The sequence below is a fragment of the Pseudomonas sp. TE21394 genome (genome assembly GCF_054057835.1).
The window spans coordinates 5327107-5347578 of sequence record NZ_JBSRZR010000001.1 but is presented as its reverse complement, the minus strand read 5'-3'; the positions used below and the strand labels follow the sequence as shown (position 1 = coordinate 5347578).

The 20472-nt window shown below is 60.9% G+C and carries 37 protein-coding genes; 30 read left to right on the top strand and 7 right to left on the bottom strand.

What is annotated here, in order from left to right; genetic code table 11:
- Positions 1-85: 85 nt before the first annotated feature.
- The 4 genes from ACVWZT_RS24645 to ACVWZT_RS24630 all read right to left on the bottom strand — a co-directional run bounded on the left by ACVWZT_RS24645 (position 86) and on the right by ACVWZT_RS24630 (position 1206).
- A complete protein-coding gene (locus ACVWZT_RS24645) occupies positions 86-280 on the bottom strand; it encodes a hypothetical protein (RefSeq protein ID WP_457471924.1) in 195 nt (64 codons plus the stop codon).
- A gap of 19 nt (positions 281-299) precedes the next feature.
- The gene (locus tag ACVWZT_RS24640) at positions 300-530 is read right to left on the bottom strand and encodes a hypothetical protein (RefSeq protein WP_457471922.1); all 231 of its coding nucleotides are present in this window, start codon (positions 528-530) and stop codon (positions 300-302) included.
- Between the two features lie 177 nt (positions 531-707).
- A complete protein-coding gene (locus tag ACVWZT_RS24635; RefSeq protein WP_457471921.1) occupies positions 708-1013 on the bottom strand; it encodes a hypothetical protein in 306 nt (101 codons plus the stop codon).
- A gap of 58 nt (positions 1014-1071) precedes the next feature.
- Positions 1072-1206, bottom strand: coding sequence for a hypothetical protein (locus tag ACVWZT_RS24630; RefSeq protein WP_256127438.1), 135 nt, complete (start codon positions 1204-1206; stop codon positions 1072-1074).
- Between the two features lie 532 nt (positions 1207-1738).
- Between ACVWZT_RS24630 and ACVWZT_RS24625 the strand changes: the two genes are divergently transcribed.
- On the top strand, positions 1739-2053 hold the full coding sequence (locus ACVWZT_RS24625; protein WP_457471919.1) for a DUF1654 domain-containing protein: 315 nt from the start codon (positions 1739-1741) through the stop codon (positions 2051-2053).
- A 43-nt stretch (positions 2054-2096) separates the two neighbouring features.
- Here ACVWZT_RS24625 and ACVWZT_RS24620 read toward each other — a convergent pair whose 3' ends face one another.
- Positions 2097-2918, bottom strand: a complete 822-nt coding sequence (locus tag ACVWZT_RS24620) for a S24 family peptidase (protein WP_280093714.1) — start codon at positions 2916-2918, stop codon at positions 2097-2099.
- Between the two features lie 90 nt (positions 2919-3008).
- On the opposite strand from ACVWZT_RS24620, the gene ACVWZT_RS24615 reads away from it, so the two are divergent.
- The 13 genes from ACVWZT_RS24615 (at position 3009) to ACVWZT_RS24555 (ending at position 9144) form a co-directional block, all read left to right on the top strand.
- Positions 3009-3218, top strand: coding sequence for a hypothetical protein (locus tag ACVWZT_RS24615; protein ID WP_024086961.1), 210 nt, complete (start codon positions 3009-3011; stop codon positions 3216-3218).
- Between the two features lie 32 nt (positions 3219-3250).
- Positions 3251-3454 carry a hypothetical protein gene (locus ACVWZT_RS24610; RefSeq protein WP_027907145.1) on the top strand — a complete coding sequence of 68 codons (204 nt, stop codon included), beginning with the start codon at positions 3251-3253 and terminating at the stop codon, positions 3452-3454.
- Positions 3455-3773: 319 nt separating this feature from the next.
- Positions 3774-4628 carry a Rha family transcriptional regulator gene (locus ACVWZT_RS24605; RefSeq protein ID WP_457471917.1) on the top strand — a complete coding sequence of 285 codons (855 nt, stop codon included), beginning with the start codon at positions 3774-3776 and terminating at the stop codon, positions 4626-4628.
- The gene (locus ACVWZT_RS24600) at positions 4625-5185 is read left to right on the top strand and encodes a hypothetical protein (protein WP_457471915.1); all 561 of its coding nucleotides are present in this window, start codon (positions 4625-4627) and stop codon (positions 5183-5185) included. Before ACVWZT_RS24605 ends, ACVWZT_RS24600 begins: the two co-directional genes overlap by 4 nt.
- On the top strand, positions 5182-5925 hold the full coding sequence (locus ACVWZT_RS24595) for a helix-turn-helix domain-containing protein (RefSeq protein WP_457471914.1): 744 nt from the start codon (positions 5182-5184) through the stop codon (positions 5923-5925). The genes ACVWZT_RS24600 and ACVWZT_RS24595 overlap by 4 nt, the downstream gene beginning before the upstream one ends.
- Positions 5922-6683: a replication protein P gene (locus ACVWZT_RS24590; RefSeq protein ID WP_457471913.1), complete on the top strand. Its 762-nt coding sequence runs from the start codon at positions 5922-5924 to the stop codon at positions 6681-6683. Before ACVWZT_RS24595 ends, ACVWZT_RS24590 begins: the two co-directional genes overlap by 4 nt.
- A complete protein-coding gene (locus ACVWZT_RS24585) occupies positions 6680-6901 on the top strand; it encodes a hypothetical protein (protein ID WP_457471911.1) in 222 nt (73 codons plus the stop codon). Before ACVWZT_RS24590 ends, ACVWZT_RS24585 begins: the two co-directional genes overlap by 4 nt.
- On the top strand, positions 6894-7364 hold the full coding sequence (locus ACVWZT_RS24580; protein WP_457471909.1) for a hypothetical protein: 471 nt from the start codon (positions 6894-6896) through the stop codon (positions 7362-7364). Before ACVWZT_RS24585 ends, ACVWZT_RS24580 begins: the two co-directional genes overlap by 8 nt.
- Positions 7361-7651 carry a hypothetical protein gene (locus ACVWZT_RS24575; RefSeq protein ID WP_457471907.1) on the top strand — a complete coding sequence of 97 codons (291 nt, stop codon included), beginning with the start codon at positions 7361-7363 and terminating at the stop codon, positions 7649-7651. The genes ACVWZT_RS24580 and ACVWZT_RS24575 overlap by 4 nt, the downstream gene beginning before the upstream one ends.
- The gene (locus ACVWZT_RS24570; RefSeq protein ID WP_457471906.1) at positions 7642-7857 is read left to right on the top strand and encodes a hypothetical protein; all 216 of its coding nucleotides are present in this window, start codon (positions 7642-7644) and stop codon (positions 7855-7857) included. Before ACVWZT_RS24575 ends, ACVWZT_RS24570 begins: the two co-directional genes overlap by 10 nt.
- On the top strand, positions 7854-8459 hold the full coding sequence (locus ACVWZT_RS24565) for a recombination protein NinG (RefSeq protein ID WP_457471904.1): 606 nt from the start codon (positions 7854-7856) through the stop codon (positions 8457-8459). The genes ACVWZT_RS24570 and ACVWZT_RS24565 overlap by 4 nt, the downstream gene beginning before the upstream one ends.
- Positions 8456-8602, top strand: a complete 147-nt coding sequence (locus ACVWZT_RS24560; RefSeq protein ID WP_296230432.1) for a hypothetical protein — start codon at positions 8456-8458, stop codon at positions 8600-8602. Before ACVWZT_RS24565 ends, ACVWZT_RS24560 begins: the two co-directional genes overlap by 4 nt.
- Entirely contained in the window at positions 8599-9144 is a 546-nt protein-coding gene (locus ACVWZT_RS24555; protein WP_296230431.1) for a hypothetical protein, read from the top strand. Before ACVWZT_RS24560 ends, ACVWZT_RS24555 begins: the two co-directional genes overlap by 4 nt.
- Before the next feature lie 362 nt (positions 9145-9506).
- Here ACVWZT_RS24555 and ACVWZT_RS24550 read toward each other — a convergent pair whose 3' ends face one another.
- Together ACVWZT_RS24550 and ACVWZT_RS24545 are read right to left on the bottom strand one after the other, a co-directional pair.
- Complete coding sequence (locus ACVWZT_RS24550) at positions 9507-9929, bottom strand: type II toxin-antitoxin system HicB family antitoxin (RefSeq protein WP_457471902.1); 423 nt, start codon at positions 9927-9929, stop codon at positions 9507-9509.
- Between the two features lie 45 nt (positions 9930-9974).
- Positions 9975-10160, bottom strand: coding sequence for a type II toxin-antitoxin system HicA family toxin (locus ACVWZT_RS24545; RefSeq protein WP_457471901.1), 186 nt, complete (start codon positions 10158-10160; stop codon positions 9975-9977).
- Between the two features lie 94 nt (positions 10161-10254).
- On the opposite strand from ACVWZT_RS24545, the gene ACVWZT_RS24540 reads away from it, so the two are divergent.
- The 16 genes from ACVWZT_RS24540 to ACVWZT_RS24465 all read left to right on the top strand — a co-directional run bounded on the left by ACVWZT_RS24540 (position 10255) and on the right by ACVWZT_RS24465 (position 20422).
- Entirely contained in the window at positions 10255-10566 is a 312-nt protein-coding gene (locus ACVWZT_RS24540) for a peptidase M48, Ste24p (RefSeq protein WP_296230429.1), read from the top strand.
- Complete coding sequence (locus ACVWZT_RS24535) at positions 10566-10835, top strand: hypothetical protein (RefSeq protein WP_019751351.1); 270 nt, start codon at positions 10566-10568, stop codon at positions 10833-10835. The genes ACVWZT_RS24540 and ACVWZT_RS24535 overlap by 1 nt, the downstream gene beginning before the upstream one ends.
- A gap of 258 nt (positions 10836-11093) precedes the next feature.
- The gene (locus tag ACVWZT_RS24530) at positions 11094-11285 is read left to right on the top strand and encodes a hypothetical protein (RefSeq protein WP_457471899.1); all 192 of its coding nucleotides are present in this window, start codon (positions 11094-11096) and stop codon (positions 11283-11285) included.
- Between the two features lie 8 nt (positions 11286-11293).
- A complete protein-coding gene (locus tag ACVWZT_RS24525) occupies positions 11294-11917 on the top strand; it encodes a putative metallopeptidase (protein ID WP_457471898.1) in 624 nt (207 codons plus the stop codon).
- 31 nt (positions 11918-11948) lie between these two features.
- Positions 11949-12404, top strand: a complete 456-nt coding sequence (locus ACVWZT_RS24520; RefSeq protein ID WP_457471897.1) for a DUF2280 domain-containing protein — start codon at positions 11949-11951, stop codon at positions 12402-12404.
- Entirely contained in the window at positions 12373-12888 is a 516-nt protein-coding gene (locus ACVWZT_RS24515) for an HNH endonuclease (RefSeq protein WP_457471895.1), read from the top strand. The genes ACVWZT_RS24520 and ACVWZT_RS24515 overlap by 32 nt, the downstream gene beginning before the upstream one ends.
- Positions 12876-14174 carry a terminase large subunit domain-containing protein gene (locus ACVWZT_RS24510; RefSeq protein WP_457471893.1) on the top strand — a complete coding sequence of 433 codons (1299 nt, stop codon included), beginning with the start codon at positions 12876-12878 and terminating at the stop codon, positions 14172-14174. The genes ACVWZT_RS24515 and ACVWZT_RS24510 overlap by 13 nt, the downstream gene beginning before the upstream one ends.
- 2 nt (positions 14175-14176) lie before the next feature.
- Entirely contained in the window at positions 14177-15583 is a 1407-nt protein-coding gene (locus tag ACVWZT_RS24505; RefSeq protein WP_457471891.1) for a DUF4055 domain-containing protein, read from the top strand.
- The gene (locus tag ACVWZT_RS24500; RefSeq protein ID WP_457471889.1) at positions 15583-16659 is read left to right on the top strand and encodes a hypothetical protein; all 1077 of its coding nucleotides are present in this window, start codon (positions 15583-15585) and stop codon (positions 16657-16659) included. The genes ACVWZT_RS24505 and ACVWZT_RS24500 overlap by 1 nt, the downstream gene beginning before the upstream one ends.
- 150 nt (positions 16660-16809) lie before the next feature.
- Positions 16810-17556, top strand: a complete 747-nt coding sequence (locus tag ACVWZT_RS24495; RefSeq protein WP_296230419.1) for a DUF6651 domain-containing protein — start codon at positions 16810-16812, stop codon at positions 17554-17556.
- A 9-nt stretch (positions 17557-17565) separates the two neighbouring features.
- The gene (locus ACVWZT_RS24490) at positions 17566-18534 is read left to right on the top strand and encodes a major capsid protein (protein WP_457471887.1); all 969 of its coding nucleotides are present in this window, start codon (positions 17566-17568) and stop codon (positions 18532-18534) included.
- 42 nt (positions 18535-18576) lie between these two features.
- A complete protein-coding gene (locus ACVWZT_RS24485; RefSeq protein WP_457471885.1) occupies positions 18577-18873 on the top strand; it encodes a hypothetical protein in 297 nt (98 codons plus the stop codon).
- Positions 18873-19244 (top strand): hypothetical protein, encoded by a 372-nt coding sequence (locus tag ACVWZT_RS24480; RefSeq protein WP_457471884.1) that lies wholly within the window; start codon positions 18873-18875, stop codon positions 19242-19244. The genes ACVWZT_RS24485 and ACVWZT_RS24480 overlap by 1 nt, the downstream gene beginning before the upstream one ends.
- A 1-nt stretch (position 19245) precedes the next feature.
- Positions 19246-19629 (top strand): glutamate 5-kinase, encoded by a 384-nt coding sequence (locus tag ACVWZT_RS24475; RefSeq protein WP_457471882.1) that lies wholly within the window; start codon positions 19246-19248, stop codon positions 19627-19629.
- A gap of 2 nt (positions 19630-19631) precedes the next feature.
- Entirely contained in the window at positions 19632-20021 is a 390-nt protein-coding gene (locus tag ACVWZT_RS24470) for an HK97 gp10 family phage protein (protein WP_296230414.1), read from the top strand.
- Complete coding sequence (locus ACVWZT_RS24465) at positions 20018-20422, top strand: phage tail terminator-like protein (protein WP_296230413.1); 405 nt, start codon at positions 20018-20020, stop codon at positions 20420-20422. The genes ACVWZT_RS24470 and ACVWZT_RS24465 overlap by 4 nt, the downstream gene beginning before the upstream one ends.
- The last annotated feature ends 50 nt before the right edge of the window (positions 20423-20472 follow it).

Genomic DNA, 20472 nt, shown 5'->3' with positions numbered 1-20472 from the left:
TCGCGTTCAGAGTGGCCACCGATGAACCCTGCGATGGGGAGCAGGGCATCGGGCAGTTAACGTCAGGCGGACGTGGCGCTGGTTGTTACTGCTGCTCTGCGGCTTCGGCAAGAGCACGGAGCTGAGTCGCACTGATGAAGATGGGCGCCTCGGGATCGTGAACTTCAAGGCAAATTCCGACCTCGGTGCCGGTCCGGACCAGTGCGAAGCCAGGCTCAATCTCAAGCTGGGCACAGGCATGGCTGTTTTGGGCTTTCACTTCTTCGAAAACTTCATCCATCGCTTTGCCCTCCAGAGCTCTATGCCTGACGCGCAGGCGCCTTCATTTTCGCCACAGCCTTGCCTACCGCCCGTGGCATCTTCTTCTCCCTGATGGCCTTGACCTGGCTATCGGTCAGCATGTCGGCCATGTACAGGTCTGTGATCTCATGGTTAAGGCGGTCGAGGCGTTCAGCCTCTTTCGCATCCATTTCGGGGAACTGCTCGGCGAACGGTCTCGCCGCCCAGCCTTGCTCGAACGTTCGGGACATTGGTGTGCCTCCAAGGCATTGGAATAAGTGCCGGTCTTTCCCGGCTGTCACCGCACAACCATTGAGCCCGTCATGCGGAAGGGCTATCCCTTTATGCGCTTGGGAGTCCAGCGGCCGGTTAACCCCGGTCAGGATTCATTTCCCGTCTGGCCCTGTCACCAAGGCCAGCCAGTGAAATCAGATCACCGCAGTCAGCGTCCGAGTGCCATCGGCGTGCTGCGTGGTGATGTTCATACCGATGTGATGCGGAGCGCTTTTCTGAATCGCCAGGGCGGCCTTACTGAAGCGCTCATCGAAAGCGCCCTCACCATCAGGCAGGTGAGAGGTGCAGGTCAGGCGGGAGCAGTCTTCGCCGTTCGGGCCTTCACCGTCGTGGGCGATATTGAAGCTGGCGATCATTGCAATGCCGTGCTCACGGCAAACGCTGATGATGTTCTGCATCAGCGGGCTGATTTGATCGTCGTAGATTTCTTCTTTGTTCACGGTTATGCCCTCGGGTTGATTTCCCGGCAGCCACTCATGGGAATGGCTACGAGTGAAATCACCAGGAGCGAGGCCGGTGCATCAGCTCAAGGATCAGCGCCTTTTCGTAACCCGGAACGAGGCAGTTGCAGGTGTTGTTGATGCGGTCGGACTTCACGGCGACGCGGGCCTTGCGGAATTGCTTGCGGTTCATGCTGTGTTCCTCCAGTGGATTCCCAAAGCACCCGGTCGCCCAGGTGCTTCAGTGAATCGTTCTGTCCCATTACCGCCGGGATGGCGGGGCGCATTGCATGCCCGGGTCATTCTCTCGGTTTAGGCGTTTCACCTTCGTCAGCCGTACAGGGTTCTCCCAGTCGTGGGCAGCCTTTCGGGGCTGTCTGGCGCCGGTCGCCGGTAGAGGCAATGCGGTCTGTTCACCAGTTCCAGAGCTGGCATGGGGATCGAATTTATTGCTCGCGCTGTACCGTTTCCGGGATCGATCCGCGAGGTTCCCATCAATGTGAAAGAGCGGTGAGGCTTGAGGGCCTCTGCAGCCCCTCGTGAGTGACTGCTTGAGGTGAATTTAGAAAACTAAACGGACCGCGTCAAGAATTATTTTAGAAAACTAAACAGACGAGACGAACGGAAATCCCTACAGGCCGTGCAATGTCAAGACTTCCGGCTGTGTAGGAGATCGGCTAATCTTGTGTCGTCCCTGTATGGATATACAGTTATTGGAGTGTCGGATGGCAAAGTCCCAGAAGCAGCAGGAGAGAGCGGTTATGTCGGGCGTGGAACGCCTGGGTCTTCGGGTGTCATCGATGATCAACCACCCGATCGCGCAGCAGCAGCGATGGGTCGTGATTCACCGCCTGGACACTGACGGTGACCGGGAGTGGGAAGAGGTGATGGGGATTCTCAAGGAGACTGACGGGATAAAAATGGAATTCAACGAGGAGGATGCCTCGGTCACGCTGCGCTGGGAGGCATTCTCGGATGACGATCCTCAGGCGCAGAACCAGGATGAGTTCGTCGCGATCGAGGAGCCGGCGCCGTTCTAGCGCGCAACAAAAAGCCCGCTGTATGCGGGCTTCTTGGGATGGCTCACGCCTTCTTGGCGTTCCATATCAGCAAAACCTTCGCGTGCACCGTGACGTCATCAATCCGCGCGGTCTGGTTCTCGTAGTGCTTGTTGTCCGAGATCAGGCGGAAGTGGTCCTCATCGAGGCGCATCAGGCGCTTGATGTACAGTTCCTGGTGCCAGGTGATCACATAGATGCCTTCGCCGATGAACTCGTTGATCCCGCGATCGACAATGACCAGGTCCTTGTCATTGATTGTGCCTTCCATGCTCTGGCCCCAGCCGGTAATCATCGCCAGTGCCGAGGGGGCGGTGTAGGTGACGCCTTTCTCGCGCAGAATCTCCTCGCGCACCACCAGGTTACGGACGGCCTCGTTGTAGTCGGCCGGCACCTGGCCGTGGCCCATGGCTGCCCGAACGTCGTACTGGGGGATGAGGATCTCTTCCTGAGTGGGTTTCAGGCTCGAGTAGGCGGCAGGCAGGTACTCCTGGCCATGGTCCGGGCTGTCAGCCTCAGCCGCGGCGGCCATCATCACCTCGCGCGCCTTTTCGGAGAGGTTCTTCCCAGCCTTGGAAGCCAGCATCTGCGCAACCAGTTCTGCAGTAGTCGACGCTGCGCCAACAGGCGATGGCTGATCAGCAGCCTGGCCAGTGCCGTCCGACAGCCATTCTGCTGAGCACTCCAGCGCTTTCGCCAGGGCGAGCAGATTCTTGCCCTTGGCGCCGTTCGTTCCGTTGATCCAGAAGCTCACGGTTCCCTTGGACACGCCAGTCAGTTTGCTGAGGTCGGTGGAGCTGAGATTTAGCTCCTTCATGCGCGCTACGACGCGGTCTTTGAATTCCATATTAAGGATTCTAAACACTTCATTGTTTAGATAACTTGCCTTGTGCTGTTTAGAACTCTAAACTCGGTGGCAGACATCGGAGAAACACCCATGACCTACGACGAAGCCCTGAAATTTTTCGGCACCGGCCGCGCAATCGGAGACGCCCTAGGCGTTACCGGCAGCCGCGTTTCTCAGTGCCGTACGACAGGCGGGTTCTCCTACCCAATGCAATGCGTTTTGGAGAAGGAGTCGAGCGGGGCGCTGATCGCGAAACGCGAGGACGACCCGGCCAACTCGCTCAAGAAATCCGCCGCTTAACCCATCTCTTAGCCGCAAGGAGCCAACCAAGCATGTACCAAGACCCGAATCAGAAGCGCGCCATCCCGGTGAAGGTCCGTTTCGAGCCCGTGCTCGACCGGATCCTCCGCAAGGCTGCGAGCAAGACCCGCATGCAGCACGCCACCTATCTGTACGAAATCATCGAATGGGCCGTAGCCAACGGCGTTATCGAGGAGCTGATGCAGGACAAGCAGCAAGAAGATATCGCGGGCTGAAGGCCCTTTGGAGGCCTAAATGACCGTACAGCTTGATCAGCTGTCGCCGCATGTGCGGCAGCGAATAGAGGGGCTGATGAGGGCCAATAACTGGGACTTCAACACCGCGATGAACCAGGTGTACGAAGCGGCTGTAGCCAGTGGCGCTTTATCAGTGGTTGGCCGCCGTAAGGCCAAAGTCCTGCAGTTGGTGGCCCCAATGAGGGCCTCTCCGAGGGACTCATCAGGGTAGGGCAGAGGCCCTCTCTGAATTACAGGCACAAAAAAGCCGGGATTGCGGCCCGGCTCTCTGCTTCACATAAAACTCTTGAGGTGAATTATGCATCTGCAGGAATCCAGTATACAAGCCCCCTCGAATCTCGCGCCACAAAACGCGAAGTTCGATTTCGTGGCGCGCAACCAAATCGTCACCATCGTCGACGGTGAGGCGGTGACCACTACCGGGACCATCGCTCACGAAACCGGAAACGAACACGCCAGTGTGATTGCCTTGGTTCGCAAGTACCAGGCCGACTTCAGCGAATTCGGAGGGGTGCGATTCCAAATCGAACCCTTCGAGACCGCTGGCGGCATGCAATCCCGCGAGATCGCGCTGATGAACGAGCAGCAGGCGACCCTACTGCTGACCTACATGCGCAACACGGCCATCGTCCGTGAGTTCAAGAAGCGCTTGGTCAAGGAGTTCTGGCGCCTGGCGAAATCAGTCCCGGCCCAGCCCGCCGACCTCAGCAAGCTGGAAATCCTCCAGATGGCGCTGGAGTCGGAGAAAGCCCGCGTGCTGCTCACCGTCCAGGTCGAGGCCCAAGCCAAGAAGATCGACCATCTGGAGAACCTGTTCAAGGAGGGCGAGACGGCGGCGCAGTTCTGCAAGCAACTGAATGGCGTCAACGTCATGCAGGTTCAGGCTTACTTGAAGGCGAAAAACTGGCTGTTCACGGAAGGCCGGTCAGGCTCGCGCTGGCGCGTTAGCTCCTACGCCCGCGACCGCTATATGACCGAACACCATGACGAGATCACCCCGCACGGTAAGGAACCCTTCACCGTCTACAAGCCGATCCTGCTGCGCAAGGGCGCTGTGCGCCTCTACGAGCTGTACCTGGCCGGCGAGCTGCCCATGAAGAAGAACTGGGACGGCCTGCACACCCACGACAAGGCTGTGCGGGGTGCAGCATGAGAAGCCGTGAGCAAGATCGCCAGCAGTGGCAAGACCCTGACTTCAACAAGTGGCTGGATGACGCCATTTCTGACGCAGGGCATATCGTTTGGGATGCCATTCCTGACGTCGGTTCGGCCTGGAATGGCTGGGATGCCGCGAAGGCAGCGCTCGGCTACTACTGCCCGGTATGCAATGGCTCGGGCGAAGAGTGGACGCTTTCCGACTCTACCCCTGACGCGCATTACGTCCAGGCCACATGCGGCGAGTGCTCTGGATCTGGAACGATGCAAGGCGCCTATCAAACAGCAAAGATCCAGCGTGACAGCTACGCAGAGCGGCTGACTGAAGCCGGCGGACAGCTCTTGTTCATGCGGGCCGAACATGGCCGACTCGAAGCGGAGAATGCTGGGCTCAAGCGATACGCAGATCGCTATCGCTGGATTCGTCACCGCAACCTCGACTCAATCAGTCAGGGCGGCGTGTTCGCGGGCATGACTCCGCAGAACTTGGTTCTAAACGAGGAAACGCTCGACGAAGCCATTGACGCAGCCATGGCCAAGGAGCGCGCGCAATGACTGACATCCCGCGTCAATTCAAGGGTGTCTGGATCCCTGCCGAGGTCTGGCTCGATCACTCGCTATCGATCACCGAGAAGGTGATGATGGTTGAGATCGGGAGCCTGCAAGACCCTGTGCGTGGCTGCTACGCGAGCAACAGCCACTTTGCCAGGTTCTTCGGCCTGTCGAGCTCTCGGGTGTCCGAGATCATCAGTGCTCTGTCGGCCAAGGGCCTTTTGCGGGTCGAATTGATCCGTGATGGCCGGCAGGTTGTAGAGCGTCGTGTGCGCCTCACGAACCTATTCGGAAAGTCGAATACCTATTCGGAAAACGCTGCGACCCTATTCGGAAAAGGCGGTGACCCCTATTCGGAAAAGGCGGAGAAGAGTAATACAAAGAGCAACAGTACAACTGAGGGTGAGCACGCGGCCGCCAAGGCGTCCTCGGCCGCTTCGCGCAAGGCTTCGAAGTTTGACCCTCTGACTGCCTGCCCTGTGAACGTAAGTCCCTCCGTATGGGCCGACTGGTGCCAGCACCGCAAAGAGATCCGCAAGCCACTGACCGCCACCACCTGCGCGAAGCAGGCCAAGACCCTGGCCGGCCACCACGCGCCCGACGCCGTGATCAACCAATCCATCAGCAACGGCTGGACCGGCCTGTTCCCGGAGAAGGTGCTGCCGGGTGCACAGCAGGGCCAGCGCCGCAATGGCCCCGACTTCAACGACACCAGCTGGGCTGATGACCTGGGGGGCTTATGAGCGCACAACCGAAACTGCGGAGCGTGACGCAGATCATGGCCACGGCCCGCAACCTGCCGGCCGAGGCCCAGGCCCCGGCCAAGCAGCTGGACCCAGGCACCACCGAAGTGGTCAACGCCCTGTTCAAGGAGCTGCAGGCCATCTTCCCAGCGTGGAAGCAAGCCTGGCCGGATGACGAGGCGCTGAAGGCTGCCAAGCGCAGCTGGATCAAGTCCTTCGTCGCCGCGGGCATCAACACGCTCGAGCAGATCCGCTTCGGCATCCAGAAGTGCCGGGTGCTGGGTACCGACTTCGCCCCGAGCAGCGGCAAGTTCATCAAGCTGTGCCAGCCGACGCCGGAAGAGATGGGCATTCCGCCGCTTGCGCGAGCCCTGGCAGAGGCGTTGGAGAATTTCCACCCCAGCAGGGCTGGGTCACGCACCTGGTCGCACGCAGCGGTGCGCCATGCGGCCCTGCAGTGCGAGGCGCAGAACCTGGGCTCGATGGAGGTGGAGCGGGCCGAGAAGGTGTTCGCCCGGGCCTACGACATCACCATCCGCATGCTGGTCGCCGGCGAGCCACTGGGTGACATCGCCACCGGCATTGGCCACGACAGCCAGAAGAGCGCCGCGCAACTGGCCGATGAGTACGCCAGCCAACGCCAGGTCCGCCTGCTGGAGATTCAGCAGATCCCAACCAGCGCTGCCTTGTGCCGTGCACAACTGCTGGCCAAGTTGAACATCAAGCGCGCCGGGCAGCCGGCCGGGGAGGGTGTATGACCGTCGACAAGAAAACCCTGCAGCCCTTGCTGTGGTCCGTAGTGGCCGCCTGGCGGGCTGATGATCAAGACCTGCAGCGCCACACCGACGCCCTGGACGTGTTCCTCGGTGAGAGGACTGTGGAGGAGGTTGCACTGGAATTGCTGGACGAGATCAGCCAGCTCACCGCCCGGGTGCGCGCCGCGGAGAATCAGCTTCAGGGGGTGGCCAATGTCTGAGCGGATAAGCGTCAACAGCCAGGCCAAGCTCTCCGAGGCCGTGACCATGCTCACCCGCATGTTCCGCGAGAAAAAGTTCGTCGTGGTTAGCATGCGCCCGGGCAAGGACCGGACCCTGGATCAAAACGCATTGTGGTTTGCGATGTACGACCGGATCGCCAAGAGCACCGAGATGGGCGACATCGAGGACGTCCGCCGGTACTGCAAGCTGCACTTCGGCGTGCCGATCATGCGCGCCGGCTGTGAAGAGTTCCGCACCGGCTGGGCCGAGTCGTTCATCCACCTGCCGTATGAGGTGAAGCTTCGCCTGATGGGGCCGTGCGCGATGTTCGGTCCGGATGGCTTCCCAGTGACCCGGCTGTTCGACCGGGCCCAGGGCTGCCAGTACACCGACCGCATCGTGGCGGAGTTCGCGCCGCAGGGCGTGGTTTTCAGCGATCTGCTGAGCGAGGAGGCGGCATGAGCCATCAATTCAAGCCGGGTGACCTGGTGCTCGTGATCAATCACACATACCCGCCAGCGATTGGCCTGTGTGTTGAGCTGGTATCCCGACACTTGGTTGGCGCCGTAGACCGGCGCGACCCGATGGACCCTGGCGTCTATGAGCAGGCCGACGGCGAGCCAGTGTGGGTGGTCGCCGACATGGAGGGCGAGTCGAACTGCATTGTTTGGGAGAAGTGGATCATGCCCCTGCGCGGCGACTTCGCCCCGGAGCAGCAGGAAGCCAAGGAGGCCGAGCCATGCGTGTAGTCATGCCTCACCAATGCGAATGCCATCGCTGCATCGAAGAGCAACGGATGGGCATGGAAGGTCCATTCGGCTGGGTGCCGCTGTCGTCCACAAAAATGATTCTGTGCCCGGAATGCGGCTGCAAGCGCTGCCCGCATGCAAGCGATCACAATCTGACTTGCACCGATAGCAACGAGCCTGGCCAGCCGGGGAGCATCTACCAATGACTGTGCTGAAGCCAATCAAGACGAAGAAATGCAAGGCGCCAGGTTGCGGGAAGCCCTTCAAACCGACCATGGCCACACAGAAGGTGTGCAGCATCGCCTGTGCCAAGACCATGGCCAAAGACCCCAAGCTGCAGAAGGTCGCGGCCAAGGCCATCACCAAGCAGGCCCGCCAGGACCTGCAGGAGCGCCGGGAGAAGCTCAAGACCCGCCGCGAGCACATGGCCGAGGCGCAGACCGCGTTCAACGCCTACATTCGCGAGCGCGACGCCGGCTTGCCGTGTATCAGCTGCGACTCGCTGCCGAGCGACCAGGACCTCATCACCGGCAGTCGCTGGGACGCCGGCCATTATCGGTCGGTGGGTGCCTGCCCGGAGCTGCGCTTTGAGCCGTTGAACGTCCACCGCCAGTGCGTGAAGTGCAACCGGAACCTGTCGGGTAATGCCGTCGAGTACCGCATCAGGCTGGTGAAGCGCATCGGCGCCGACCAAGTTGATTGGCTCGAAGGGCCTCATAGGCCCCAGCGCCTGACCATCGAAGACCTGCAGGCCATCAAAGCCCTGTACAGGCAAAAACTCAAAGACCTACGGAGGGCAGCAGCATGACACCAGCATGGGCATTTCTGATTTTGGCAGCGCTGATCGTGGTGTCGGGCGGGGCGCTGTCCTGGGCCGGCGCAGTACGCCGCAAGCGCTACTACGAAGAATTCATTTCGAGAAAGGCCAAGCGGGGCGGGGGTGGGCAATGAGCTATCAGAACGTAGTATCGGCAGTGGTCCGTGCACTGGCTGCCGAGACGATCAATAACGCCGGCGGTTGCGATTTCGAGCCAAAGGTCCAGGCGACAAAGCAGAAGGGCGAGATCATCGGCAAGGAGGCTGCATTCCTCATGGACTGCTGGGTGTTCGGCCGGCTGCACAAGAACCTCAGTGAGGAACACTGGCGTCACTTGGTGGCGAAGTACTCCACGCACGTCGACCGCAAGCACGCGGCCATCGAGGAGCTTACCCGCCTGCACCGGTCGCCGGCGCCCAAGCGCTTCCGCCACTGCGCAATCCTCACCTGGGCCATGCCCAAGCTGCCCGGTGTGGATGGCAAGCGCAGCACCAACGTGTTGCCAGCAGCCTGGTATGAGATGGACAACTGGAGCGATGATCCGCACCCGATCAAGACTCAGGAGCGCTGGAGGCGTGACATTCGCAAGGCTCTTGAGCGCGAAGTAGACGCCGCGCTGGTAGAGGCTCAGCATATTCTCGACCATGAAGGCCTTTTGGTGGCAAATGTCGCTTGACTGCACTGATCCAATGAGCCAATATGCGTCCATCCTGTCATTCCTGCGTGTTTGAGGATGACAAATCGAACCCGGCCACTGAGCCGGGTTTTTTATTGCCCGAAGAGGGCCTCAATAGTCCCGGCCAAGTGCCGGGATTTTTGTTCCAGCAAGAAACGCAACTGCAGCCAGGGCAGGCCCTAACGGGACAGCCTGGACACTGCTAGCCGGTAGTGTGGTGTACGGAAAAACACCGGCAGCCCGCGCACCCTGACCTAACATGCTTTCAGGGTGGCGCGTGACTGGATCGGCGAGACTGGTGCATTGGGGTGCCAGCGCTGCAATGGTCTTCGGCGGACAGGTGGGGAAAGACCCACACAGATTCAGGCCGGCTCGACAGATACCACCAGACGTTTGCCGAGCGCGGCCAAAGCTGCTTCGACCTGTTCGATCTTCGAGCTGTGTTCGAAGTCGAGGAGCCGATCCACTTTGGTCTGCACAGCCCCCAGCGTCCGGCACAGATCGGCCTTCCGCATGCCTTTCTCTCGCATGGCGTTCCACAGCGCGATCTTCGCGTTCACCAGGGCGGATAGCCGGATAACGTGCTGACCCTCTTTCGCTGGAGAGGCGGTCGGAATCGGCCGCAGCTGATCGACGTAGATGGACAAGGCAACCTCAAGCCCCTCGGCAGCATGGCGCAGCAGCTCATCGAGCGTATCGCCCGCGCTGTGCGCCTCTGGGATGTCGTCACACGAAGACCAGAAAGACCCGGCCTCTTGGTTCACGTTGATTGCGTAGTCGTACATGTCGTTACCTCAGGGCAGATGTATTCGAGCTCAAAGGGTGGAGCCTCAATCCTTGAGGCCCAGTTGTTTGATGATTGCCTTCCTAGTCCCTTCGGCCATCTCCTTGGCCCCGTGGTTGGGAAGGGTTGTCTGTTTGCCGTTGAAGTAGAGTTTGAAGTGACTTCCCTTTGCCGACTTCGAAACCTCTACCCCTCTTGCCAACAGCCACCGCTTGAACTCGTTACATTTCATCTGCCCTCCGCTGTGTGGTTGATGAGTTCAGTATACACCATAAATGGTGTATTACAACACATTTATGATGTATTTATAGATTCAGGGATTTCATATGGCAGAACCAGCAAGCACGACTGCCGGCGTCCTGCTGGTGAAGTACGGCGTGATCATTGGCGGCTTCGCAGGGGCGATCCTCTCGCTGACCTTCCTGCGGGGCCTCACCAGGGGCCAGGCTGTCGCAGCCTTCTGTACCGGACTGGCATCCGCAGTGTTCTGCACCCCGCTCGCCATCAGCTTCTTCAAGCTTGATCCGGGCGGAGAAACCAAATACGGCGTGGCCTTCCTGATAGGGCTACTGGCAATGAACATCATCCCAGTCCTGAAGTCGGTGGTGAGTCAGTTCGGAGCCAAGGGAGCTACCTGATGAGCTCGACCCTGATTTCAGTTCTGATTGGCGCGAATGCCTTCCTGAGCGTGCTGGTGGTGATTGCCGCGTGCGACTACCTGCGCCGCATTCGCCCCATGGACCATCCATTGCTGGCTGTCGCGTTCTACCTGGTGGCCATCGGCGCGTTCGGTTCGTTCGTGCTGGCCATGAGCGGCCATGTGCCCACCCTGTACGGTGTGATCCTCAAGCTGGGGATCGTCCTGTATGCCGTCGCCCGGCGCGGGCATGTGTTCCAGCCGGGGTAGGGCGCACCACAAATTCGAAATGCGCCGTTTCGTGGCGCGAGGAGTTCAAATGCCTGCGCCGTCCAGTTTCCATAGCCACGCTGACGGTCGCGGGTCGCGCCGGGTATTCGTGAACGGCAACCCGGTCGATAACGTGCTCTGGTGTGATACCGCTGCCGGAGTGTGCGTGTACGCGCCTAGACCGGCGAAGGTGAAGCGCCCGGAGCGTGAAGAGATCTACACCCGCAGGCTGCGCGGTGTCGTGACTGTGGAGGCTACATGAGCAACGTAACCCGCATTCGCCACGAGCTGCCGGTCAGCATGGATATCGTCCACGCGGTCGCCGAATTCGATGCCGCCCTGGTTAAAGCGATTGATGCAGCCAAGGAGGCAGGACTTCCGCAGGGGTTGCTGGTTGGCCTGTTGCACGGTCACGCGCATGCCGAAACGCACAAGATGGTGTGCAAGTGAGCGGAGCGATGGCCAGGCCCATGCCGCCACCTGCATTGCTGGAACTGACCGAGCTGTCGATGCTCGGCACCAGGCTCCAGCCGGCGCCCGAGGTTGGTGAGTGGGTGCAGGCTGCGATCCTTAGCGATACAGGGGATCTGCACAACCCTGACCATGCTCACCTGATCGACGCGCCGCTGCGCTTCCTGTGGGCATCAGCCTGCTTCGAGAAGCAAGGTCGAACTGTGGTAGGCCAGGCCGAAGCGGTGATGTTCCGCGCCGGAGGATGGCAGAAGGCCCGGCAAGAGCAACAGATGATCGATTGGTTCGGCGAGGTGCCGGGTTTTGTCATCACACTGGCTGCCGATTACTGCTCCCAGTGCTCCGACAGCGAGTTCTGCGCGCTCGTCGAGCACGAGCTTTACCACATAGCCCAAAAGCTCGATCAGTACGGCGCGCCCAAGTTCACCCAGGACGGACTGCCCAGCCTGACCATCCGCGGCCACGATGTGGAAGAGTTCGTCGGCGTGGTCCGCCGCTACGGTGCCGGGCACGACGTACAGCAGCTGATCGACGCTGCAAGCCGGCCGCCCGAGGTGGCCAAGATCAACATTTCGAGGGCCTGCGGAACCTGTCTGCTCAAGTCGGCCTGATGTGAGACAGGCATGAGACGGAATCCAACCTATGGCAGCCCTGACAAGCGATGTAAAAGCCTTCATCGTTCAGGCTTTGGCGTGCTTTGACACGCCTACCCAGGTCTCACAAGCCGTCAAGCAAGAATTCGATATCGATGTGACCCGTCAGCAGGTCGAGCAGCACGACCCTACCAAGCGCGCTGGAGCAAACCTGGCAGCCAAATGGCGAACGCTATTCGAGGACACCCGCAAGCGTTTCCGCGAAGAAACCTCTGAGATTCCCATTGCCAACCGGGCATTTCGGCTGCGCGTGCTTGGGCGGATGGCCGAGAAGGCCGAGAACATGAAGAACATGGCCCTGACTGCCCAGCTTCTGGAGCAGGCGGCCAAAGAGGTCGGCGATGTCTACGTGAACCGCCAGACCAAGAACGAGAATCCCCACGACAACGTACCGCCCGCTCGGGTACAGGTCGATGTGGTGGATGCGAGGAAGCCTGATGCCTGATCTGACCCAAGAGAGACTGAAAGAACTTCTGTCGTATGACCCGCAATCTGGCGTATTTCGGTGGATTTCAAATCGCCCTAGAGTCAGGGCTGGAGATATAGCCGGCTGCCTGAGTAGTGGCGGATACATGCGTGCGCAGGTGGCTGGCCGGTCATACCCACTGCACCGCCTGGCATTCCTGTACATAGAAGGCGTCTTCCCAGCCGATGAGGTGGACCACATCAATCGTGATCGCCTGGATAACAGGTTTTCAAACCTGCGAAAGGTCGAGAAGGCTGCGAACCTCCGCAACAAGGGCGTCTACCGAAACTCAGCGCTAGGCGTCACTGGAGTTTCGCAGCGAGGACCCCGGTACCGGGCATACATCAACCGAGACGGGAGGCGGGTAGGCCTGGGCACCTTTGACACGCTAGCCGAGGCCAGTCAGGTATACGCGAGCGCAAAAGAGATCCTGCATCCCGAATACTTCACGTGCCATCACTGAATGTTCCTCAGGCCAGCTTCCTCCGTATGGAGAACAAGTTCCGCGGCTTCGTGGCAGGGTTCGGCTCCGGCAAGACCTGGGTGGGCTGCGCGGCGCTGTGCAAGCACGTATGGGAATGGCCCCGGATCGATTCCGGCTACTTCGCCCCGACATACCCGCAGATTCGCGACATCTTCTTCCCGACCATCGAGGAGGTCGCCTTCGACTGGGGCCTGAAGGTCAAGACGAAGGAGAGCGACAAGGAGGTCGAGTTCTACAGCGGTGGCCAGTACCGCAGCACGACCATCTGCCGCTCGATGGAGAAGCCACAGACCATCGTGGGCTTCAAGATCGGTCACGCCCTGGTCGATGAACTCGATGTTCTGCCCGCGCTCAAGGCCGAGCACGCCTGGCGCAAGATCATTGCCCGGATGCGCTACAACGTGCCTGGGCTGAAGAACGGCGTGGATGTGACGACTACCCCCGAGGGGTTCAAGTTCGTCTATCAGCAGTTCGTGAAGCAGTTGCGCGAGAAGCCAGCCCTGCAGGGCATGTATGGACTGGTCCAGGCCAGCACCTTCGACAACGAGCTGAACCTGCCGCCTGACTACATCCCCTCGCTGATGGAGTCGTACCCGGCCCAGCTCATCCTGGCCTACCTGAACGGCCAGTTTGTCAACCTGAACTCCGGCTCGATCTACCACGCCTACGACCGGAAGCTGAATTCCTGCTTCGACACCGTAGAGCCTGGAGAGCCCCTGTTCATTGGCATGGACTTCAACGTCGGCAAGATGGCGGCGATCGTCCATGTCAAACGGCCTGACGGAAAGCCCAGGGCCGTGGATGAGCTGATCGACGGCTTCGATACGCCGGACATGATCCGGCGCATCAAGGAGCGCTACTGGCGGCACAACGGCAGGGATTACGAGAAGACGTGCGAAATCAGGATCTATCCCGACGCCTCTGGTGGGTCGCGCAAATCGGTGAACGCCAGCGAGACGGACATTGCCATCCTGCGCCAGGCCGGCTTCAGCGTGATCGCGCCCGACGCCAACCCACCGGTAAAGGACCGCATCAACGCCATGAACGCAATGTTCTGCAACGCGAATGGCGAGCGCCGCTACCTGATCAACCCGCTGCGCTGCCCGACCTATGCGGATGGCCTGGAGCAGCAGGTATGGGCGCCCAACGGCGAGCCCGACAAGAAGTCTGGCGTGGACCACGCGAACGACGCTGGTGGCTACTTCATCCACTACGACTACCCAATTGAGCGACCGGTCTTCACGACCCAATCCCTGAGAATGTGACCATGAGTGATAACCCGAGCATCACGCTGCCCGCTGTCGACGCGATGCGCGCCTACTGGGCCGTGATCTCGCCGCTGATGGGTGGGACGATGGCGATGCGCGCCGCGGGCAAGACCCTGCTGCCGCAGTACCCAGCAGAGGATGACGAGGCCTACAAAGAGCGCCTGCGCCTCTCGACACTTCTGCCTGCGTACTCCGAGACGGTCGGCAACATGACCTCCCGCGTGTTCGCCGAACCGCTGCAGGTGGGCGACGATGTGCCTGCCGATATCGTCGAGATGACCAAGGACATCGACCACGCCGGCAACGACCTCAACTCCTGGTCGGTTGGCTTCTTCACTGAGGGCCTGAGCCACGGTCTGTGCCATGCCTTCGTCGATCATCCGCCCGCAGGCGAACTGAAGACCCAGGCCGACGAGCAGGCGGCCGGTGTGCGTCCATACGTTGTTCTGGTGAGGCCTGAGCAGGTGCTGGGCTGGCGCTCGAAGGGCGGCGTCCTGACCATGATTCGCTACATTGAGGTGGTTGAGGAGGAGGACGGCGAGTTCGGCGCCGCGTGCGTCGAGCAGATTCGCGTGCTGGAGCCTGGCGCCTGGCGAACTTATCGCAGGTCAGCCAAGGCCATGCGGGGGAAGCAGTCCTCATCTGGCGGTACCTGGGAGCTGTACGAGGAAGGAACCAACAGCCTGACCGCGATCCCGTGGGTCACCTTCTACACCGGCCGCACCGGGTTCATGACGGCAAAGCCGCCGCTGATCGAACTGGCTCACCTAAACGTTAAGCACTGGCAGAGCCAGAGCGACCAGGACAACATTCTGCACGTTATCCGCGTCCCGATCCTGGTGCGCATCGGCATCCAGACCCAGTACGACAATCAGGGGAAGGTGGTTCCGCCAGAGTTCAAGGTGGGCACCGGCCAGCTGACCGACCTCCCCAAGGACGGCGACCTCAAGTATGTCGAGCACACCGGCCAGGCTGTCGAGTCAGGCCGCACCGCGCTGCAGGACCTGATCAACGAGATGCGCATGGTCGGGGCAAAGCTGCTGACGCCGGACAAGACCGCCACCAAAACCGCTACCCAGGCGGAGGAGGAGGCGGCACAGGAACTGTCCCCACTGGCGCGTATGGCGCACCACTTCGCTGACTGCCTGGCGCAGCTGCTCCAGTTCATGGCCGATTACCGCGGCTTGGGAGACGGTGGCACCGTCGAGATGCGCGGCAACTTCGATGTCGACTACATGCCTGAGGTATCGCTGCCGACGCTGGTATCCATGGCCAATGCCGGGATGATCAGCAAGGAGACACTGTTCACCGAGATGCAGCGCCGCGGCGTGATCAGCGATGAATACAACTGGGAAGAGGAGCTGGCGAAGATTGAGGCCCAGGGCCCGGCCCTCGGTACGCTGTGATGAAGTCAGCCAACGAGAAACTGCTGGACGAACTGATCGGGCATGAGGTGGATCTTTCCAGGCTGAGCAACAGCCAGGTCGTGGCGATCATCAAGGTCCTGAACAGCGCCGCCCCGGAGTTGCGGGCTGCGTTGATAGTGGCCCTCGACAGCCTGGATGCAGGCGCTTCCGTTGCGGCGATCGATGCAGCCCTGGCGCCTGTGCTGCGCATCAATCAATCGACGTTCTTTAGCCTGCAGCAGGCGCTCACAGGCGTGATCGACGGCGTGGCCAGCTACGAGATTGCTTTTCAGGCGGCCGCGCTGACAGCGGCTGTTCCTGAGCTTGTACAGGCACGATTTCCCGTTGCCGTGGCTCAGTTCAGCCAGGTGCGCGCTATTGCGCTGGCGAGACCATTTCAGGGCCGATTGCTCAGCGAGTGGATGGCCGGCATCGAGGCTGACCGGGCTGCGTCGATCCGCGATGCGGTTCGGTCCGGGGTTCTTGAAGGTCGCACGACGCCGGAGATCGTCCGGCAGATCATGGGCACCAAGGCGGAGAAGTACGCCGACGGCATCCTGCAGAAGTCTCGCCGCGAGGTGGAGGCGGTTGTCCGGTCTGCTGTGTCCAGCACGGCAGAGGCGGCCAGCGACAAGGCGTTCGAGGCCAACAGCGACATCATCAGCCATGTCGAGTGGCTGAGTACGTTGGACAATCGGACCTCGACAACCTGCCGAATCCGTGACCGCCTGCCGTACACGCTGGGCACATACCAGCCCATTGGGCACAAGGTGCCGTGGCTGGCCGGGCCTGGCCGTATTCACTTCTGCTGCCGCTCGACCAAGCTGCCGATCCTCAAGAGCGCTTTGGCGCTGGGAATCAGCGACGCGGCTACCCGGGCGAGCATGGACGGCCAGGTGCCGCAGCAGACCACCTATGCGCAATGGCTTTCCCGCCAACCAGCATCCCGCCAGGACGAGATTCTCGGCCCGGAGCGGGGGAAGCTGTTGCGCCAGGACAAGCTGAAGCTGCAGGACTTCTACAACGACAAGGGCAAGTTCCTGACGCTCGATGAGCTGCGGGATCGGCTGTTGTAGCCCGCGCACAAAACACCAAAGCGCCATTTCGTGGCGCGCAATTTCAAGGCCTCGCCAAGTGCGGGGCTTTTTCATGCCTGCGGTTCGGATGGACGGGGCGACCTGGGGCCGGATGGCTCACCAACAGGCCGGATGGCCCAGAGAGACGAAATGAAACTCAAGACTGTTGAAGTGGATGGCAAGCAGTACGCAGTGATCGAAGATGGCAAGCCCGTGTACACCGATGACGACGGCAAGGACGTCGCTTTCGATGCCGTGGGCACTCGAAACACCATCACCCGGCTGAATGCCGAGGCGAAGTCGCACCGTGAGCGCGCGGACAGCTTCGAGAAGACTGCGAAGGCGTTCGAAGGCATCGAAGATGCTGCGGCCGCCAAGAAAGCCCTGGAGATCGTCGCCAACCTCGACGCAAAGAAGCTGGTGGATGCCGGCGAGATCGAGAAAGTGAAGGGCGAGATCAGCAAGGCCTTCCAAACCCAGCTGGATGAAGCCAACGGCAAGGCGCAGACCTTCGAGCAGCAGCTGTATGCCGAGAAGATCGGCGGCAGCTTTGCCCGCTCCCAGTTCATCGCCGAGAAGATGGCTGTGCCGGCGGACATGGTCCAGGCCGCCTTCGGCAGCAACTTCAAGATCGAGGAAGGCAAGGTCGTTGCTTATGACGCCCAGGGCCAGAAGATCTTCAGCCGCGCTCGCCCGGGTGAGCTGGCCGACTTCAACGAAGCGCTCGAAACCCTCGTCTCGCAGTACCCCCATCGTGACCACATCCTGAAGAGTTCCGGCGCCAATGGCGGCGGCGCTCCGAACGGTGGTGGCCAGCACAAACCCACGAAGGGCAACTTCGGTGGCACCAAGGCTGAACGCCTTGAAGCCATCAAGGGCCTGACCGCAAGCGAATAAGGAGGCCCAATGGCCCTTTCGAACATGAAGGTGTTCAACGAATACCTCAAGCGCACCACCATCGAGACCCTGGCTCAGGATGTCGAGAAGTTCAACGCATCCTCGGCCGGTGCCATCCGCCTGACCACCCAGGGCATCGACGGCGACTTCCTGCAGGAATCGTTCTGGGCTGGTCTGCACAGCGCTCAGCGTCGCGTGGATCGTTACGCAGCCAACAGTGCCCAGGCATCTACCCCTCTGGCCCAGAAGCAGTACGACTCGGTGAAGATCGCCGGCGGCTTCGGCCCGATCCTGTGGGAGCCTTCCCAGCTCTCCTGGATCCAGAAGAACCCGGAAGAAGCGCTGGAAGTGATCAGCCGCAACCTGTCCGAAGCCATCATGGCTGACCAGCTGAACACCGCCATCTCGGCCCTGGCCGGCGCCATCGGCAACCAGCCGACCGCCACCAACGACGTTTCGGCCACTGCTGGCGTTACCTACGTTGCGATCAACAACGCCCACGCCCTGTTCGGTGATGCTTCGCAGCGCCTGGTGGCCCAGGTCATGACCGGCGCCATGTACCACAAGCTGGTCGGCCAGAACCTCGCCAACGCCGAGCGCCTGTTCCAGTTCTCCGGTGTGCAGGTGGTCGACATCCTCGGCAAGGCCGTGATCATCACCGACGCCCCGGCACTGTACGAGGCCGGCACCCCGAACAAGCAGAAGGTTCTCAGCCTGGCCGACGGCGCCGCGGTGGTGATGGATGGCTCCGACCTGATCACCAACATCGAGACCTCCAACGGCAAGGAGCGTATCGAGACCACCATGCAAGCCGACTACACCTTCGGTCTGGGCCTCAAGGGCTACACCTGGGACACCGCCAACGGCGGCAAGTCGCCGACCAACGCCGAGCTGTCCACCGGCACCAACTGGGATCTGGTGGCGAACAGCATCAAGGCCTCGGCCGGCGTGCTGACCATCGGCGACGCAACCAAGTAATCGGTACCGCGCCTTTCGGGGCGCCTTCCCCAGGAGATCGCCATGAGCGAGAAAGTGATTTACGAGAAACACCCGGTCAGCCCTGAGCGAAAAGCCGAACTGCGGCAGAAAGGGTACAAGATCATCGATGCGCGCTTCGCGCCCGATGGCTACGAGCGCCCGGAGCCGTTGAAGGAAGCCAAAGGCTCGAAGGCTGGCAAGTCCGCTGCCGACAAAAAGGCTGCCGAAGAAGCCGAGCTGAAGGCAAAGCTACAGGCCTCCCTTATCGAAAGGGGCGTGCAATTCAGCCCTGACGCCAGCCTGGAAGACCTCAAGAAGCTGCTGGGCGAGGCCGCGTAATGACCATCTACATCACCGTCGAGCAGGTAGACGCCCTGCTTGGGCCGACCTGGGCGCCCGACGACCAGAAGGCCAGGGCGGTGCTGATGGCCAACACCTGGCTTACCAATCTCGGCCTGCCTGAGTTCGACCCAGTACCGGACGACGTCATCCAGGCCGGTGCCGAGATCGCCCGAGAGGCTGCGGCAGGGAAAATCTACGGCAGCAAGGAGACCGGCGTGCTGAGCAAGTCGGTCAACGCTGACGGGGTTTCCAGCAGCAAAACCTACTCGGAATCGTCCCGCACCATCAGCGCGGGCGAGTCGTTCGCCCTGGCGTTGCTGGCGCATTACCTGAATGGCAGTGGCCAGGCCAAGATCGTGAGGGGCTGATATGGGGCTTCGCGACGAGCTGCAAGCCGACCTGGCCGAGGCCTTCGATACAGACCTGGCTGATGCGGTTGTGGACTTTACGGGCGAGTGCATGGGGCCGGGCGTATGGGATCCGGTCAACGAAACCACCACCGCTCAGCCGGTGACCTACACCGGTCGTGGCGTGCTGTCGCGCTACGAAGACAGTCGGATCGACAACGTGAACATCCTGGTTGGCGACCTGCGCCTGACCGCGCTGGCCAACGAGGTCACGGATACCCCCGATGTCGGGCATACGATCACCGCGCCTGACCTGATGGACCGCTCTAAGCAGGTGATCTACCTGGTCAAGTCGGTGCGCGCCGACCCGGCCTCGGCCACCTACAGACTGCAGCTGAGGAAGTAGCCATGGCCAAGAGCAGGGGATGGAGCACACCGCCAAGCCTGTTTGCTGGTGTGGTCGAGGAGCAACTTGCCCTAAGGGTGCGAACAATCTCAGCTGAAATACTTCAGCTCATATTGCTGAATGCTCCAGTCGATACTGGCAGGTTCCGTGGCAACAACATCGTGAGCATCGGCGCTCCGGTCTATACGACCTCAGATGTAGTTGACCCTTCCGGAGGTGAAACTCTTGCTCGCGGGTTGTCAGTCATGACTGGCCTGGAGCCGTACACCCAGGTGTTTATCCAGAACAATCTGGTGTACGCGGTTCCGCTTGAGGACGGGCACTCGAAGCAGGCTCCCGCCGGTATTTACGGCGTTTCCTTCAACAGCGTCGCGCAGAAGTACAGCTCATGACCTTCGAACAGATCCGCGCCATCGTCATCGGCCGCATGCAGCAGTGGGCGGGAATTCCCGCAGACGCTGTCGATTACCCGAACCCGCCGAAGCCATTCAACCCGGCGGGTCGTGCCATTTGGGCCCGCCTGGCGGATGTTCCAGGCCTGAGCAGCACGCCAGAGGTCGGCATTGGCCCGTGTGTGCGCCAGACCGGCATCGTCATCATTCAGCTGTTCGTGCCGAGCTACAGCGGCACGTTGGCCATTACCCGGGCGGTCGACACATTGGTCGCCCAGTTTCAGTACTACAGCGCGCCAGAAGGGCCGTTCGATTTCTTCGAGGCGTCACCGCAGGTCGTCGGCGACGACGGCAACAACTGGTACCAGGTCAACGTCCGGGTGCCATACCGGGCCTACTGAGCCCCAACTTGCACCGCCACATGGCGGTTTTTTTACGCCTATCGATAGGA